This window comes from Paractinoplanes globisporus DSM 43857 (assembly GCF_000379645.1).
GTDB lineage: Bacteria > Actinomycetota > Actinomycetes > Mycobacteriales > Micromonosporaceae > Actinoplanes > Actinoplanes globisporus.
This window is the reverse complement of record NZ_KB903332.1, coordinates 39,312-54,722: the sequence shown is the minus strand read 5'-3', so window position 1 is coordinate 54,722 and position 15,411 is coordinate 39,312. Positions and strand designations below refer to the sequence as shown.

The following is a 15,411-nucleotide window of genomic DNA, read 5'->3' as shown; positions in this document are numbered from 1 at the left end:
CGCTGAGGATACGGAATGTCAGACAGCTTGACGAGAGGCGTTCGCTCGCGTAATTTACCGATCAGCTAATTAACCGATAGGTAAAACACGGAGGTGGCGAGATGGGCAAGGTCGTAGCCGTCGAGTACACGACACTGGACGGCGTTTTCGAGGAGCCGGCCTGGAGCGGGCCGTACTTCAACGACGAGCTGAGCGCCTGGCAGGCGCGCAACCTCGAGGAGGCCGATGCGCTGCTGCTCGGCCGCAAGACCTACGAGGGCTTCAAGGCCGCCTGGCCGCAGATGGAGGCCGAGACCGGCTTCTTCGGGGTGAAGATGAACTCGATGCCCAAGCACGTCGCCACCACCTCGCTCACCGAGGCGGAGTGGAACGCGACCTTCATCCAGGGCGAGGTCGCCGACGCGGTGGCCAAGCTCAAGACCGAGCCGGGCAACCTGCTGATCAACGGCAGCGCCTCGCTGGTCAACTACCTGACCAAGCACAACCTCATCGACGAGTACCGCATCATGATCTTCCCGGTCGTGCAGGGCGAGGGCCGCAAGCTCTGGGACGACGGCACCAAGATCGCGTTGAAGCTGACCGACACGTGGAAGACCGCGACCGGTGTCGAGGTCGTCACCTACATCCCCGCGTAACCAGGAGTCGACGTGGCCACGGATCAGCTGAGTGTCGTCTTCGCGGCGCTGGCCGACCCGACCCGCCGCGCCATCATCGCCCGCCTGGCCGACGGCCCGGCTACCGTCAACGAGATCGCCGAGCCGTTCGCGCTGACCCTCCCGGCGATCTCCAAGCACCTCAAGGTGCTCGAGCGAGCCGGCCTCATCTCGCGCGGCCGACAGGCCCAGTGGCGGCCCTGCACACTCGAGGCCGAGCCGCTGCGCGAGGCCACCGAGTGGATGAGCCGCTACCGCCAGTTCTGGGACCCGAGCCTCGACCGGCTCGACGCCCACCTGAAGTCGCTGATGAAGGGACCGCCGCCGTGAGCGACGAGATGACATTCCGCGAGATCGAGTTCGTCCGGATCTTCGACGCGCCCCGAGAGCTGGTCTGGCGCGCCTGGACCGAGCCCGACCAGGTGGCGGTGTGGTGGGGTCCGGCGCGCATGCACACGCCGCGGGAAACCGTCGATCTCGACGTACGCCCCGGCGGTGTCTTCCGGGTGACCATGGTGTCCGACGAGAACGGCGCCGCGTTCCCGTCGGACATGCGCTACACCAGGGTGGACGAGCCGTCGGTGCTCGAGTTCGAGTGGGACGCCGACCGGGGCCTGGGCGCCGGCCGGGTCACCATCACGCTGCGCGACCTCGGCGACGGCCGCACCGAGATGACCAACCACTACGCCGGCTGGACGACCGACGCCATCGAGCCCTTCATGCGCCAGGGCACCGATCAGCAGTACGACAAGCTGCGGGCGCACCTGAGACTCAGGCCGTGAAGTCGCCGGAGAGCCCCATCGGATGATGGGGCTCTCCGGCCGTTGACTAGCTGTCGCCGCCGGTCTCGCCGACCGGGGCGGCGGAGACGTCGTCGATCGCGTACTTCTTGGCGGCCTCGGCCGGCACGTGCATCGGGACCTTGCCGCGCAGCGCCAGCTGGCGCAGCGTGGCCACCGCCACCGACTCGGCGTCCACGTGGAAGTGGCGCCGCAGCGCGTGCCGGGTGTCGCTCATGCCGAAGCCGTCGGTGCCCAGGGACGTGTAGTCGTTCGGCACCCAGCGGGCGATGAGGTCGGGCACGGCCCGCATGAAGTCGCTGACCGCGACGGCCGGACCCTCGGTGCCCTCCAGCTTCTGCTGGACGTACGGCTTGCGGGGCTGGTCGCCCGGGTTGAGCAGGTTGTGCTCCTCGGCCTCGACGGCGTCGCGCCGCAGCTCGGTCCACGAGGTCACCGACCAGACGTCGGCGGCCACGCCCCAGTCCTGGGCGAGCAGTTCCTGCGCCTTGAGCGCCCAGCCCATGCCGGTGCCCGACGCCAGGATCTGCGCCTTCGGCCCGTTGGTCTCGGGCGCCGCCCTGTACCGGTAGATGCCCTTGAGCAGGCCCTCCACGTCGACTTCCGCCGGCTCGGCCGGCTGGACGATCGGCTCGTTGTACACGGTGAGGTAGTAGAAGATGTTCTCCTGCTTCTCGCCGTACATGCGGTGCAGGCCGTTCTCCACGATGTGCGCGATCTCGAACGCGTACGCCGGGTCGTAGGCCACCACGGCCGGGTTGGTCGCCGCGATGAGCAGCGAGTGGCCGTCCTCGTGCTGCAGGCCCTCGCCGTTCAGCGTGGTGCGGCCCGCGGTGGCGCCGAGCAGGAAGCCCCGGGTCATCTGGTCGGCGGCCGCCCACAGCTCGTCGGCGGTCCGCTGGAAGCCGAACATCGAGTAGAAGATGTACAGCGGGATCATCGGCTCGTCGTGCGTGGCGTACGAGGTGCCGGCCGCGATGAAGCTCGCCGTCGACCCGGCCTCGTTGATCCCCTCGTGCAGGATCTGGCCGTTGATCGCCTCCTTGTACGACAGGAACAGCTCCCGGTCGACCGAGGTGTAGGTCTGCCCGTGCGGCGAGTAGATCTTCTTGGTCGGGAAAAGTGAATCCATGCCGAACGTGCGTGCCTCGTCCGGAATGATCGGCACCCAGCGCGCCCCGAAGTCCTTGTCCTTCATCAGGTCCTTGAGGAGCCGGACGAAGGCCATGGTGGTCGCGACCTTCTGCTTGCCGCTGCCCCGCTTGACGTCAGCGAACGCCTTCGCGTCCGGGATCGCCAGCGACTTGTGCGTGGTACGCCGGGACGGCACGAAACCGCCCAGCTCGCGGCGCCGCTCGAGCATGTACTGCATCTCGTCGGACTTGTCGCCCGGGTGGTAGTACGGCGGGAGGTACGGGTTTTCCTCCAGCTGCTTGTCGCTGATGTCCAGGTAGAGGCGGTCCCGGAAGCCCTTGAGGTCGTCCAGGGTCAGCTTCTTCATCTGGTGGGTGGCGTTGCGGGCCTCGAAGTGCGAGCCGAGCGTCCAGCCCTTGATCGTCTTGGCGAGGATCACGGTGGGCTGGCCGGTGTGCTCGAGAGCCGCCTTGTACGCCGCGTAGAGCTTGCGGTAGTCGTGGCCGCCGCGCTTGAGGTTCCATACCTCGTCGTCGGACATGCCCTCGACCAGCTTGCGGGTGCGCGGATCACGGCCGAAGAAGTTCTCCCGCACGTACGCCCCGGACTCGCCCTTGTATGTCTGGTAGTCACCGTCGGGCGTCACGTTCATGAGGTTGACCAGGGCGCCGTCGGTGTCGGCGGCGAGCAGCGGGTCCCACTCGCGGCCCCAGATCACCTTGATCACGTTCCAGCCGGCGCCGCGGAAGAACGACTCGAGTTCCTGGATCACCTTGCCGTTGCCGCGGACCGGGCCGTCGAGGCGCTGGAGGTTGCAGTTGATCACGAAGGTGAGGTTGTCGAGTTCCTCGCGGGCGGCCAGGCCGATCGCGCCGAGCGACTCGACCTCGTCCATCTCGCCGTCGCCGAGGAACGCCCAGACGTGCTGCTGACTGGTGTCCTTGATGCCGCGGTTCTGCAGGTAGCGGTTGTACCGGGCCTGGTAGATCGCGTTCAGCGGGCCGAGGCCCATGCTGACCGTCGGGAACTCCCAGAAGTTCGGCATCAGACGCGGATGCGGGTACGACGGGAGGGCGCCACCGGGGTGCGACAGTTCCTGCCGGAAGCCGTCCAGCTGGTTGGCGCTCAGCCGGCCCTCGAGGAAGGCGCGCGCGTACATGCCGGGGGAGGCGTGCCCCTGGAAGAAGATGTGGTCGCCGCCGCCCGGGTGGTCCTTGCCGCGGAAGAAGTGGTTCATGCCGACCTCGTAGAGGCTGGCGCTCGACGCGTAGGTCGAGATGTGGCCGCCGACGCCGATCTCGGGTCGCTGCGCGCGGTGCACGAGCATGGCCGCGTTCCACCGGATGTACGCCCGGATGCGGCGCTCGACGAACTCGTCACCGGGGAACCAGGGTTCCTGCTCCGGCGGGATCGTGTTGATGTAATCCGTGGAGGTCAGTGGCGGAACGCCGACCTGTCGCTCCCGGGCCCGCTCGAGCAGGCGCAACATGATGTAACGGGCTCTCTTGGCGCCGCGTTCGTCGATGACTCCGTCGAGCGACTCGACCCACTCGTTGGTTTCCTCGGGGTCGATGTCGGGAAGCTGGCTCGGCAGTCCATCGCTGATTACCGGGCGCTTGCGCTCCGTGGCCACAGGCAATCCTCTTGGTCGGGTGTCGGAAACCGGGCGACCCATTGTGTGGGTCGCTCGGATAGGTCTCCATCCTCCACCCTCGCGGTGGGCATCGTCACGCCTACCCGAGGTGTCCGCGATCCGGGACACACGTACTGACCAGTAACTTTGTTTTGCTGTAACCGAGCTCTCAGCCGGGCAGGAAACTGAAGCGAACCTGCCGGGTCGGATTGTCACCGTTGGTATCGACGAGACAGATCGACTGCCAGGTGCCGAGCGCGATTTTGCCGCCGATCACGGGGAGTGTCGCGTACGGCGGGATCCAGGCCGGCAGCACGTGGTCGCGGCCGTGCCCGCGCGTGCCGTGCCGGTGCCGCCAGCGGTCCTCGGCCGGCAGCAGCTCGTCGATCGCCGCGAGCAGGTCGTCGTCCGAGCCGGCCCCGGTCTCGATGATGGCCAGCCCGGCCGTGGCGTGCGGGACGAAGACGTGCAGCAGCCCGTCCGCTTCGGACCGCACGAACGCCTCGGCCTCGGCCGTGATGTCCCGGACCACGGGTGACCCGCCGGTCCGCACGGTGATCACTTCGGTACGCATCCGGCGAGCCTATGTGTACAGATCGAGGGCCAGGAACAGGGCCGCGGTGCAGCTCACCCAGAGCACGGCCAGTCCGAGCCGGACCACCACCGTACGCATGATCATGTTTTGAGTAGAGCACAGGCGGTGGCAGCGGTGGCCCGGGTCGGCAATGCTGGGTCGCGTGACCACCCCGCAGAACCTCGACGAGCGTTTCCGCGACGCGGTGTCCGCGCTGCCCGACCCCGGCGCGCGTCGCGCGCCGGCCGACGCCGTCCGCGACGGTGCCCTGCTCACCGGCGCCCGCGCCCAGGAACTGTTCGACGCGCAGCTCGCCAGCCGCCATCTCGACCTGGCCGCCCGGTGGTTGCGCAGCTTCAACGAGGGCTTCTACACCATCGGATCCTCCGGCCACGAGGGAAACGCGGCCGTCGCCGCCGCGCTGCTGCCCACCGATCCCGCCCTGCTGCACTACCGCTCGGCCGCGTTCTTCTGCGCCCGGGCCAAGAGCATCGGCGACGCCGCCCGCGACGTGCTGCGCGGCGTCGTGGCCTCGGCCAACGAGCCGATCGCGGGCGGCCGGCACAAGGTCCTCGGCAGCGCCGACCTGCACATCATCCCGACCACCTCGACCGTCGCCTCGCATCTGCCGCGAGCGGTCGGTCTCGCCTGGTCGCTGGCTCGCCCGCGGGCCGGGCAGCGGCGCTGGCCCGCCGACGCCATCGCGGTCGCCTCCTTCGGCGATGCCTCGGCCAACCACGCGTCGGCCACGGCCGCGTTGAACTCCGCCGGCTGGTTCGAGCATTCCGGCGTACGGCTGCCGCTGCTCTTGATCTGTGAGGACAACGGCCTGGGCATCAGCGTGCCCTCGCCCGACGGCTGGCTCGCCGCGATGCTCTCCACCCGCCCCGGCGTCCGCTACACCTCGGCGGACGGCTGCGACCTGGCCTCCGTGCACGACGCGGCGGTCGAGGCGGCCGGCTTCGTCCGGCGCGAGCGGCGCCCCGCGATCCTGCACCTGTCGATGGTCCGGCTCATGGGCCACGCCGGCGCGGACGCCGAGGTCGGCTACCGCTCCACCGAGGAGATCAACCGCGACCTCGAGCGCGACCCGCTGGTCGGCACCGCGCGGCTGCTGGTCGCCGCCGGCCTGATGACGCCGGAGGAGGTCGTCGCCCGGTACGACGAGATCGGCTGGCAGGTCCGCAAGGTCGCCGAGGAGGTGCTCGGCGAGCCCAAGCTGGCCGGCGTCGCCGAGGTCGTCGCCCCGCTCGCCCCGCGCCGCCCGCTGCGCGTCGCCCACGAGATCACCGAGGCCGCCACCCGCGCGGCCGGACCCGGCGCGGCGGCCCGGCTGCGCTCCTTCGACGGCAAGCTGCCCGAGCAGTCCGGCCCGCTCACGCTCGCCCAGACGATCAACGCGACACTCACCGACGCCATGCTCACCAACCCCGGCATGCTGATCTTCGGGGAGGACGTGGCCCGCAAGGGAGGCGTCTACGGCGTCACGAAAAGGCTGCAGGAGCGCTTCACCGCCGACCGGGTCTTCGACACGCTGCTCGACGAGACCACGATCCTCGGGCTCGCGCTCGGCGCCGGCGTCGACGGCCTGCTGCCGGTCCCCGAGATCCAGTACCTGGCCTACCTGCACAACGCGGAGGACCAGATCCGCGGCGAGGCCGCCACGCTGTCGTTCTTCTCCCAGGGGGCGTACAAGAATCCCATGGTCGTCCGGATCCAGGGCCTGGCCTACCAGCAGGCCTTCGGCGGCCACTTCCACAACGACAACTCGGTCGCCGTGCTGCGCGACATCCCCGGCGTGGTCCTCGCGGTGCCGGCCCGGCCCTCCGACGCGGCGCCCATGCTGCGCACCAGCCTGGCGTCGGCCGCGGCGGACGGCACGGTCTGCGTCTTCCTCGAGCCGATCGCGCTCTACCACACCCGCGACCTCTACGAGCAGGGTGACAACGAGTGGCTGGCGCCCTATGCGGCGCCCGGCGAGTGGTCGGGTCAGCACGCCCCGATCGGCCGGGCGCGCACCTATCCCGTGGGCAACGCGGCCGATCTGACGATCGTCACCTTCGGCAACGGGCTGCGGATGTCACTGCGCGTGGCGGCGCGGCTGGCCGAGCAGGGGTACGGGTCGCGCGTGGTCGATCTGCGCTGGCTGAGCCCCTTGCCGACGGCCGATCTCGTGCGCGAGGCGGCCGCCACCGGGCGGGTGCTGATCGTCGACGAGACCCGGCGCTCCGGCGGTGTCGGCGAGGGCGTCCTGGCCGCCCTGGTGGACGGCGGATTCGTGGGCTCGGCCCGGCGGATAGCCTCGGCCGACTCGCTGATTCCGCTCGGTCCGGCCGCGCAGCATGTGCTCGTGGGGGAGGATGCCATCACACAGGGTGCCCATGCCCTGCTGGCGCGGTAAATTCCCACACACTCGGTGCGCCACTTGCGCGCGGGGCCGCAAGTGTGTGGACTACCCCAAGGTTTCGGCAATTTAACGGCTAGGAGGACTTAGACAGTGAGCGCGACCGCTGGTCAGGCCGACGGCGTACGCAGCCTGGCGGACCGGTTCGGCTTCGAGCCGAACATGGTGGTCATGGAGATGGGCTACGACGACGACGTCGACGAAGACCTCCGTGACGCCCTGACCGAACGCGTCGGAGAGTTGGTCGACGAAGACACCGACGAAGTCGTCGACGCGGTGCTGTTGTGGTATCGCGACGGTGACGGTGACCTGTTCGAGCTGCTCACCGATGCCCTCGGCCCCCTCGCCGACAATGGCGTGGTGTGGCTGCTGACCCCGAAGGCCGGCCGTGACGGCCACGTCGAGCCCAGCGAGATCAGCGAGTCCGCCCCCACGGCGGGCCTGCAGCAGACCTCGACGGTGAACGCCGGCAAGGACTGGACGGGTGCCCGGCTCGTCTCCCCCAGGGGTGCCAAGAAGAAGTAGCTCGCGTCGCCTCTGTCGTGCCGGCCGGCGTCCGCGGGCGCCGGTCCGGTTAGCATGTGCGCATGCCGCTCGCCGTGGGTTCGCCGGCCCCCGATTTCGCCCTCAAAGATCAGAACAATCAGGTGGTACGCCTGCGTGACTTCCACGATCGCAAGGCCGTCCTGCTGGTCTTCTACCCGCTGACGTTCACCGGCACGTGTCAGGGCGAGTTAACCGAGATCCGCGACAATATCGGGCTTTATGCGAATAAATCTGTCCAGGTGTTGGCGGTCAGCGTCGACTCGACCTACAGCCACAAGATCTGGTCCCTGCAGGAGGGCTTCGAGTTCCCCCTCCTGGCCGACTTCTGGCCGCACGGTGAGGTGGCCCGGCGCTACGCGGTTTTCAACGACGAGGCCGGCTTCGCCAACCGCGGCACCTTCCTCATCGACCCGGCCGGCGTGATCCGCTTCGCCGAGGAGGCCGGCCCCGGCGAGAGCCGCAACCAGCAGGCCTGGCAAGCTGCCATCGCCGCGCTTAAGGCCTGACAGCCGCAAGGTACGATGACCACTCCGGTCACGCCGCCCCGCGGCGAACCGCACCGGGCGCGTAGCTCAGCGGGAGAGCACTCGCCTTACAAGCGAGGGGTCGCAGGTTCGAAACCTGCCGCGCCCACGAGACCCTGAGGCCCTCCGGTCCGCGCATTTCGCGGACGGGAGGGCCTCGTCATGTCTGCTCCGGGGGCCGAGCTCCCGGAAGCCCCGCGGCCGGGTCGTCGGGACCTTACTGGAGAGCGACCTTCACGCCGCCGGACCAGATGGAGTCGTGCAGTTCCACCTGGGTGAGTGTCGTGGAGGTGGGGACGTCGAAGACGATCTTTCCGGTGACGCTGTTGCCGGGGTTGATGTCGTTGAGGAACGTCTCCGCGTCGTCGTTGGCGTACATCTCGGCGGCGCCGTCGTTCTCGTACTGGGTGCCGGTGGCGTCGAACGCCTTCTGGTTGCCGCCGTCGAAGGTCTGCGCCTCGTCGCCGATGTTCCGCACGGACACGGTGATCACACAGAACTTTCCCTGCGCCTGCTTGTTCAGGTACTGGCCGCCGAGCGTGGTCTGGGAGCAGTCCATGTCGTCGACCGTGAACTCGAACTTGCCGTCGCGGGCCGCGGTGTTCATCGCCACCGTCTTCGCCTTCGTGCCGCCCGTGCTGGTGGAGCCGGTGGTGGACGACCCGTCGCCGGCGGTGCTCACGACCGCACCGAGTCCGCAGAGGCCGAAGACGACCGCCGCGGAGATGCCGAGAACCAGCAACGCCTTGGATTTCTTCTTCGGCGGAGCCATCGGAGGTGGGCCGTACGGCGGGGGCGGCGGCGGATAGCCACCGGGCGGGTACTGGGCCGGTGGGCCGGCCATCGGCGGCGGCTGCTGACCGTAGGGATAGCCGGGCTGGGCCTGGTACTGCGGCCAGGGCTGGTGCGGTGCGGGCGGACCGTAGGCCGGCTCGTGCGGCGTAGGCGCGGCGTACGCCTGCTCGTACTGCTGTGGCGGCGGGCCGTACGAGAACGACTGCTGATCATGGGCGCCGGCTGCCTCCGGGGGCGCTTGGTGCGTGGGCACGTGGGGCTGCTGCCCGTCGGCGTTCATGTTCGATTCGGCAGTCATGGATCTCCGTCCGTCGCGGGAGGGCGTTTCGGTCGGGAGGTTTGATCGGTCCGGCTGCCGACGGGTTGAAGGTTCGAAACCGTCGAGATCGCCACCCTCTGTGTTGGCCCTCTCGCTATCCGTGATTGCCTGGGGTTCGTCGGGGCTTTACCTCGCGGTCGGGTGGGTGGGGCTGTTCGGTCTGATTGATCGGGGTAGCCTCGCCTCGTGACGGCGGTCGATCTTGTTTTGCGGAAGTTTGACGGGCGGCCGCATCGGCAGGTTACCGGGCGGTTGCTCGGTGAGGACTCGTATGGCACCTGGATCGCCACGCCTCGTGGGAGCGTGGTCAGTTATCACTACGGCACGCGGCCGACGGGGCTTACGCGGGCCGACGCGGTGCGGCTCATCCCGGTGGACGGCTGGTGGATGGCTATGTGCCTGGCCGAGCCGGACGTGCGCGACATGTACTGCGACGTCACGACCCCGGCCGAGTGGACCGGGCCGGCCGAGCTCACCGTCGTCGACCTCGACATCGACCTCGTGCGGTACCGGGCCGACGGCCGGGTCGAGGTGGAGGACGAGGACGAGTTCGAGGAGCACCGGGTCTCGCTCGGGTACCCGGACGCGATCGTCGAGGGCGCACTCCGCGGGGCCGCCGAGCTGCGGGCGGCGCTGAGCGGCGACGAGGAGCCGTTCGCCGAGCATTACCGCAAATGGCTCGCGCTCGTGTGACAGGCGCCGGCCGGCGGGCGTCACGGGCCGCCGGCCGGCGGTCGGGCGGTCAGGAGGGCGGGGGCGGTGGGACCGCCGGGTCGGGAGTGCCGGCGGGGGCCGGTGGGGTGGCCGCCGGGCGCCACGGGCCGCCCGGCTCGAGCACGCCGAGATGCTCCAGGCGGGACCGGATGCCGCCGCTGCTGCGGCCGAACTCGGCCATCAGGTCGCGTGGGCGCGCGCCCTCGCGATAGCGGCTGAGCAGGCGGTCGTCGTCCACCTCGGTCCAGCGGGTGCCCTGGTTGGGGTGGCGGCCGCGGCGCTCGGGCGGTGGGTCGGCCCGGGCCGAGAGCGGCGGCTGGGTCATCGCGATCAGGCCGGAGAGCGTCGAGGTGAGCACGTCGGTGATGCCGACCAGGTCGGAGGGGGAGAGCCCGCCGCTGATCTCGCTCACCACCTGGCCGTCGCCGTCGCTGGAGACGATGCACAGATCGATGCGGTGGTCGTCGGTCGGGAAGGCGGTGACCTGGTAATCCGTCTCGCCGATCACGAGTCGCCGGTCGAGGGTGATGGGGGACGTGCGGAGTGCGGTGTCATTCATGGGGTGACCTTAGGGTTGCCCTCTGACAGTTTTTGGGGCCTTGCGGCCGGGCAACCCGCTCGCACCCGCGAGAACCTTCAAGCGGGCCGGTCCGGGGGCCGATTCGTCAGGTTGCCCGCGGGAGGTCCCGCTGGTGGGCGGGCGGCGGTCGGTGTCCCCTCGGCGACCGCGCCCGCCCGGCGATCCGCGATGGGAGGCCCGGTGGGGGCGGAACTGCACATCGGCGCGGATGCCGAGAAGACGGTCGTGTCGGCGTACACCCTGAAGACCCGGACCGGACGCGCCCGCCGGCGGCGGACCGGAAGCCTGATCGAGTGCCAGCCGGTCCTGCCGAGCGGGCGAAGCCGCGAGGTCCGCGTGACGTTCCTCGCCCGGGTGAGCCTTCCGCTGCTGCTCGCGGGCACTCTGCTGTTCGCGGCGGGCGTGCCGTCCTGGCTGCTCGCGGTGGTCATCGCCGGCGCGGTGGGCGCGGCCGGCTGGGTCGATCGACGGCGAGCGCAGCGGACGAGTTTCGCGATTCCCCGTGAACCGGACGCGCGCGTGCTGCGCACCCAGGAGGAACGGGCGGCGTTCGGCCGGGCCGTCGGGATGGCCCGCCGGGTGCGGCACACGTGGCCGGGACTGCCCGGCATGATCGATCCCGGCACGGCCGACCGTGCGCTCACCCACGCCCTCGACGACCTGGCCACGTTGCTGGTCCGGCGGCAGGAGATCCGCCGGCTTCGTGCGGGCCTCGATGGCGTACGCGGGGACGACCTCCCCACCGGCAGCCGGGCCGTCCTCGCGCTGGCGGAGCAGCGGGAGCGCGCCGAACGGCTGTGGCTGGACACCGGGGAGCAGGCCAACCGGATCCTGCGCGCGATCGACGAGGCCGCCCTGGCCGGCGAGTCGTTCCTGCAGGAGCAGCGGATCGGCGCCACCGCGCGACAGGCCGAGCGGGTGCTGGCCCGGCTGACCGCCGGCGCGCCACCGGCCGACGCCGCCCCCGAGCTCGCCGATCGGACGTCGGCCGTGCTCGCGGCCTATCGCGAGTTGACAGAACGGGAATCATTGTTGCCATGACGGCAACGGACGACGTGCTGCGCGAGGTCGGTCCGCGGCTGCGTGCGCTGCGCCGCAAGTCGGGCATCACGCTCGCGTCGCTGGCCGAGACCACCGGGATCTCGGTCAGCACGCTGTCCCGGCTCGAGTCGGGACAGCGCAAGGCCACCCTCGAGCTGCTGCTGCCGCTCGCCCGGGCCCACCGGGTGCCGCTGGACGAGCTGGTCGGCGCGCCGCAGACCGGCGACCCCCGGGTGTACGCCCGACCGATCACCGCATTCGGGCAGGTCATCCTGCCGCTGAGCCGCAATCCGGGCGGCGCGCAGGCGTTCAAGCACATCATCGCAGCCGGCGAGCGCCCGGAACCGGACCCGAAGACCCACGAGGGCTACGAGTGGCTGTACGTGCTCAGCGGCAAGCTGCGGCTGGTCCTCGGCCCGCACGACCTGGTGCTGCCGCCGGGGGAGGCCGCCGAGTTCGACACCCGGGTGCCGCACTGGTTCGGCAGCTCCAACGGCGAGGCGGTCGAGTTCCTGTCGATCTTCGACCGGCAGGGCGCACGCATGCACGTCCGCGCCCGGCCGAAGAAAAGTCAGTAGCGGCGGGGCGTCCCGGGCGGCCTCGATCCGGCCGGGCGTGAGCCCCGCGGGCGGGTGCCCGCACCGCGCCCCCGAGAATTCCATCCTTTGTGTGACTCGACCGTCACCAAGAATGCAACTACGTTGTGTGTCGACATGCGTGCCCCCGCCCATGCCCGGTTACCGTCCGCTACCAGCGCTAACGATTCGGCGGTCGGTCGGACTTTCTCGCTCTCAGACCGGGACCTAAGCCGCCCGGCGGGCGGTCGACATCTGCCGGGGCACGGTGAGGCGGGGCACGCGCACGGCGCCGAGGGCGTCCACGAGCAGCTGCTGCACCGGGCCGGGATCGGGCAGCCGCCACTCGGTGAGCTCTGGCGGGACAGCCCAGCGCACCGGGCCCTCGAGCATCCGGCTGGGCGCGGCCGGGATCCACGAGCCGCGGCCGTGCCGCACCACGTCCAGCCGGTGATCCAATTCGGAGCGGAGCGGCTCACCGGGCCGCACCAGGAACATCCAGCGCCCGGCCGCGGTCACCGCGACCGGGCCGCGTGCGGCCGCCCGTCCGGCGCCGAGCAGGCCGCTGTGCAACCGCGCGGTGCCGAGGACGCGCAGCCCGAGCGCCGCCGGCACCTCCAGCGCGTCGAACTTCCAGCCGGTCGCCAGCAGCACGCTGTACGGCCGGCGACGCCACCACCCGGCCACCCGGCCGGGGTCGGTCGTCGCGGAGTCCTCCCAGGACTCCAGCGCCGGGTGACAGGTCATGATCGGGCAGCCGGGCCGGCCGCAGGCGAAGCGATGGCCGGACAGACATGCCCCGGGCGTCACGGCCCAGCCGTGCGCCGCATAGCGCAGGGCGTGCCGGCGCAGCCGTACACGGTCCCATCCGTCGGAAAGCGCAAGTGGGACGAACGGCCGGTTGGCGCTCCACTGCATGGTTCGAAAACCCCCGATCTGGGTGGACCGGCGGCCATATCAGGCACCGGAGCCGTATCCAAGCGCGACACGCGTCGTTGGGTTCGGCAGATTCACCCTTTGCAAGTTGCAACGAAAACTACGAGCATCGGTGAGCAGGCGATCACACACGCTGTGCGACAAGCGCGCAGGTGGGCGGTCGAGACTGCAGATGACACAAGGGCTCGCCGGCGGGGGTCGCACGGCGAGTCGGGGGAGGCACCGTGGACGAGCTGCCGATCGGCCGCCGCGTCGCCTACTGGCGCGGCCGACGCAAGATGTCCCAGCAGGTCTTCGCTGATCGACTGGGAAAATCCAAGAGCTGGGTCGACAAGGTGGAGCGCGGGGTCCGCCGGCTCGACAAGTTCTCCGTCGTCTACGAGATCGCCGACGTGCTCCAGGTCGACGTCCAGCTTCTGCTGGGCAAGGACGTGGAACGCCGGCCGGAAACACAGAACTGCATCGACCAGGTGGAGGTCGAGGAGATCCGGGCGGCCCTGGAGCGCTATGACCAGATGAGCGCGTTCTTCCAGGCCGTGCCGCACTCGCCGCCGCTCAACGAGATGCGCAAGGCGGTCAGCCACGCGTGGCTGACCTATCAGCACGCCAAGTACGGCGTGCTCGCGCGCACCCTGCCCAAGCTGCTGCGCGACGCGCAGGCCGCGGACAGCGCGCACGCCAGCACCCCGGAGGCCAAGGACGCGGCCCACCTGCTCGGGCAGGTGTACCAGATCGCCTCGTCGGCGCTGCGCAAGGTCGGCGAGCACGAGTTGTCCTGGCTGGCCGCCGACCGCTCGATCGCCGTCTCGCAGCGGGCCGGCGACCAGCTGCTGGCCGGCCTGGCCAGCTACCGCGTCGGCAGCGCGCTGCTCGCACTCGGCCGGGTGCGGCCCGCGCTCGAGGTCAACGTCAACATCGCGAACCGGCTCGCGCCCAGCCGCGACCCGGCCCAGGGCGACCGCCTCTCGGTGTACGGGATGCTGCTGCTCAACGGCGCGATGGCGGCCGCGCGCATCGGCGACAGCGCGACCGTGCGCGACCTGCTCTGCGGCGCCGAGCAGGCGTCGTTCGAGCTCGGCGGCGACTACAACCACTACTGGACCAGCTTCGGCCCGACCAATGTGCAGCTGCATCGCTGTGCCACGGCGGTCGAGCTGGGCGACGGCCGCACCGCGGTGGAGACCCACGAGAAGATCGACCTGGTGGGATTCCACGCGCTGCTGCCCGAGCGGCGGGCGCACCACTACCTGGACATCGCCCGCGGCTACACCCAGATCGGCAACATCGAGAAGGCGAGCGAGATGCTCCTCGAGGGCGACCGGCTCGCCCCGTCCGAGATCCGCTGCCGCCCGCTCGCCCACGAGGTTCTTTCCGACGTGCTCCGCCGTACGCGTGGCACGCCGCCGGCTCCGATCGCGGAACTGGCTGAGCAGATGGGAGTCGGCGTATGAGTGGAGCGGGGAGGCTACGGACCCCGGCCACGACGGCGAATGATCGCCGAGTCGCGGAACGCAGGCCGGCACTGCGTGGAGCGGGGAGGCTACGAGCCGAGTCGCGGAACGCAGGCCAGGCACAGAGGTGGGTTTGCCTGTGATCACCGGTAGCCCTCCGCCCGGCGTCCTGTACATCCTGGTCTGCGGTTCGCCCATCGCCAGAGACGTCGGGATCCTGGTCGACCTGGCCCAGCAGGAACGCTGGGAAGTCTGCGTGATCACCACGCCGGACGGCCGTAAGTTCGTCGACGTGGCCGCGCTGCAGAAGCAGACCGGACACCCGGTACGGACCTATTACAAGAGTCCCGGCGACCCGGACGTGCTGCCCGAGGCGGACGCGATGATCGTCGCGCCGGCCACGGTCAACACGGTGAACAAGTGGGCCGCCGGGATCACCGACACGCTGGTGCTCGGGCTGCTCGTCGAGGGCTACGGCTACGGCGTCCCGACCGCCGTCGTCCCGTACACGAACAAGGTCATGGCCCTGCACCCGAGCCTGCACGAGTCCCTCGCCAAGCTCCGCGACTGGGGCGTGCACGTCCTGTACGGCGACGACGTGTGCCGGCTCGGCGGCCCCGGGCAGACCGATCGCTTCCGCGGGCAGTTCCCGTGGCGGCGCGCGCTGCAGGCGGTCAGCAATCCGGTGACGATGAGCAGCCGAGTCGAGCCGGACACGGTCGTCTAGGCAGA

At 70.2% G+C, this 15,411-nt stretch carries 16 protein-coding genes and 1 tRNA gene; 12 read left to right on the top strand and 5 right to left on the bottom strand.

Translation table 11 applies throughout. The features are described 5' to 3' along the window. Nucleotides 1-101: 101 nt before the first annotated feature. From A3CQ_RS0140355 to A3CQ_RS55755, 3 genes are read left to right on the top strand one after another with little or no spacing between them, the layout of a single operon-like run. Nucleotides 102-635, top strand: a complete 534-nt coding sequence (locus A3CQ_RS0140355) for a dihydrofolate reductase family protein (RefSeq protein ID WP_020516660.1) — start codon at nucleotides 102-104, stop codon at nucleotides 633-635. 12 nt (nucleotides 636-647) lie between these two features. After that, entirely contained in the window at nucleotides 648-983 is a 336-nt protein-coding gene (locus tag A3CQ_RS0140350) for an ArsR/SmtB family transcription factor (RefSeq protein WP_020516659.1), read from the top strand. After that, nucleotides 980-1,435 carry an SRPBCC family protein gene (locus A3CQ_RS55755; protein WP_020516658.1) on the top strand — a complete coding sequence of 152 codons (456 nt, stop codon included), beginning with the start codon at nucleotides 980-982 and terminating at the stop codon, nucleotides 1,433-1,435. Before A3CQ_RS0140350 ends, A3CQ_RS55755 begins: the two co-directional genes overlap by 4 nt. A 46-nt stretch (nucleotides 1,436-1,481) precedes the next feature. On the opposite strand, the gene aceE is transcribed toward A3CQ_RS55755, so the two are convergent. After that, a complete protein-coding gene (gene aceE / locus A3CQ_RS0140340; RefSeq protein ID WP_020516657.1) occupies nucleotides 1,482-4,220 on the bottom strand; it encodes a pyruvate dehydrogenase (acetyl-transferring), homodimeric type in 2,739 nt (912 codons plus the stop codon). A 169-nt stretch (nucleotides 4,221-4,389) separates the two neighbouring features. Continuing rightward, on the bottom strand, nucleotides 4,390-4,794 hold the full coding sequence (locus A3CQ_RS0140335; RefSeq protein WP_020516656.1) for a YjbQ family protein: 405 nt from the start codon (nucleotides 4,792-4,794) through the stop codon (nucleotides 4,390-4,392). 151 nt (nucleotides 4,795-4,945) lie between these two features. Here A3CQ_RS0140335 and A3CQ_RS0140325 point away from each other — a divergent pair, with 151 nt between their 5' ends. The 4 genes from A3CQ_RS0140325 (at nucleotide 4,946) to A3CQ_RS0140310 (ending at nucleotide 8,377) form a co-directional block, all read left to right on the top strand. Then, nucleotides 4,946-7,195, top strand: coding sequence for a thiamine pyrophosphate-dependent enzyme (locus tag A3CQ_RS0140325; protein ID WP_020516654.1), 2,250 nt, complete (start codon nucleotides 4,946-4,948; stop codon nucleotides 7,193-7,195). 96 nt (nucleotides 7,196-7,291) lie between these two features. Continuing rightward, on the top strand, nucleotides 7,292-7,723 hold the full coding sequence (locus A3CQ_RS0140320; protein ID WP_020516653.1) for a DUF3052 domain-containing protein: 432 nt from the start codon (nucleotides 7,292-7,294) through the stop codon (nucleotides 7,721-7,723). Nucleotides 7,724-7,785: 62 nt separating this feature from the next. Beyond that, nucleotides 7,786-8,250 carry a peroxiredoxin gene (locus A3CQ_RS0140315; RefSeq protein WP_020516652.1) on the top strand — a complete coding sequence of 155 codons (465 nt, stop codon included), beginning with the start codon at nucleotides 7,786-7,788 and terminating at the stop codon, nucleotides 8,248-8,250. A 55-nt stretch (nucleotides 8,251-8,305) separates the two neighbouring features. Next, nucleotides 8,306-8,377, top strand: a tRNA-Val gene (locus A3CQ_RS0140310). 108 nt (nucleotides 8,378-8,485) lie between these two features. Here A3CQ_RS0140310 and A3CQ_RS63340 read toward each other — a convergent pair. After that, nucleotides 8,486-9,361 carry a DUF4352 domain-containing protein gene (locus A3CQ_RS63340; RefSeq protein WP_245577563.1) on the bottom strand — a complete coding sequence of 292 codons (876 nt, stop codon included), beginning with the start codon at nucleotides 9,359-9,361 and terminating at the stop codon, nucleotides 8,486-8,488. A 207-nt stretch (nucleotides 9,362-9,568) separates the two neighbouring features. On the opposite strand from A3CQ_RS63340, the gene A3CQ_RS0140295 reads away from it, so the two are divergent. After that, entirely contained in the window at nucleotides 9,569-10,075 is a 507-nt protein-coding gene (locus A3CQ_RS0140295) for a ribonuclease FAU-1 family protein (RefSeq protein WP_026206752.1), read from the top strand. Nucleotides 10,076-10,124: 49 nt separating this feature from the next. Here A3CQ_RS0140295 and A3CQ_RS0140290 read toward each other — a convergent pair whose 3' ends face one another. Next, entirely contained in the window at nucleotides 10,125-10,655 is a 531-nt protein-coding gene (locus A3CQ_RS0140290) for a hypothetical protein (protein WP_020516649.1), read from the bottom strand. A 201-nt stretch (nucleotides 10,656-10,856) separates the two neighbouring features. On the opposite strand from A3CQ_RS0140290, the gene A3CQ_RS0140285 reads away from it, so the two are divergent. Both A3CQ_RS0140285 and A3CQ_RS0140280 read left to right on the top strand, forming a co-directional pair. Beyond that, on the top strand, nucleotides 10,857-11,717 hold the full coding sequence (locus tag A3CQ_RS0140285) for a hypothetical protein (protein ID WP_020516648.1): 861 nt from the start codon (nucleotides 10,857-10,859) through the stop codon (nucleotides 11,715-11,717). Next, entirely contained in the window at nucleotides 11,714-12,295 is a 582-nt protein-coding gene (locus tag A3CQ_RS0140280; protein WP_020516647.1) for a helix-turn-helix domain-containing protein, read from the top strand. Before A3CQ_RS0140285 ends, A3CQ_RS0140280 begins: the two co-directional genes overlap by 4 nt. A gap of 225 nt (nucleotides 12,296-12,520) precedes the next feature. Here A3CQ_RS0140280 and A3CQ_RS0140275 read toward each other — a convergent pair whose 3' ends face one another. Continuing rightward, complete coding sequence (locus tag A3CQ_RS0140275; protein WP_020516646.1) at nucleotides 12,521-13,210, bottom strand: bifunctional DNA primase/polymerase; 690 nt, start codon at nucleotides 13,208-13,210, stop codon at nucleotides 12,521-12,523. A 242-nt stretch (nucleotides 13,211-13,452) separates the two neighbouring features. Between A3CQ_RS0140275 and A3CQ_RS0140270 the strand changes: the two genes are divergently transcribed. Together A3CQ_RS0140270 and A3CQ_RS0140265 are read left to right on the top strand one after the other, a co-directional pair. Beyond that, nucleotides 13,453-14,679 (top strand): helix-turn-helix domain-containing protein, encoded by a 1,227-nt coding sequence (locus A3CQ_RS0140270; RefSeq protein ID WP_020516645.1) that lies wholly within the window; start codon nucleotides 13,453-13,455, stop codon nucleotides 14,677-14,679. A gap of 139 nt (nucleotides 14,680-14,818) precedes the next feature. Next, nucleotides 14,819-15,406: a flavoprotein gene (locus A3CQ_RS0140265; protein ID WP_020516644.1), complete on the top strand. Its 588-nt coding sequence runs from the start codon at nucleotides 14,819-14,821 to the stop codon at nucleotides 15,404-15,406. Nucleotides 15,407-15,411: the final 5 nt, after the last annotated feature.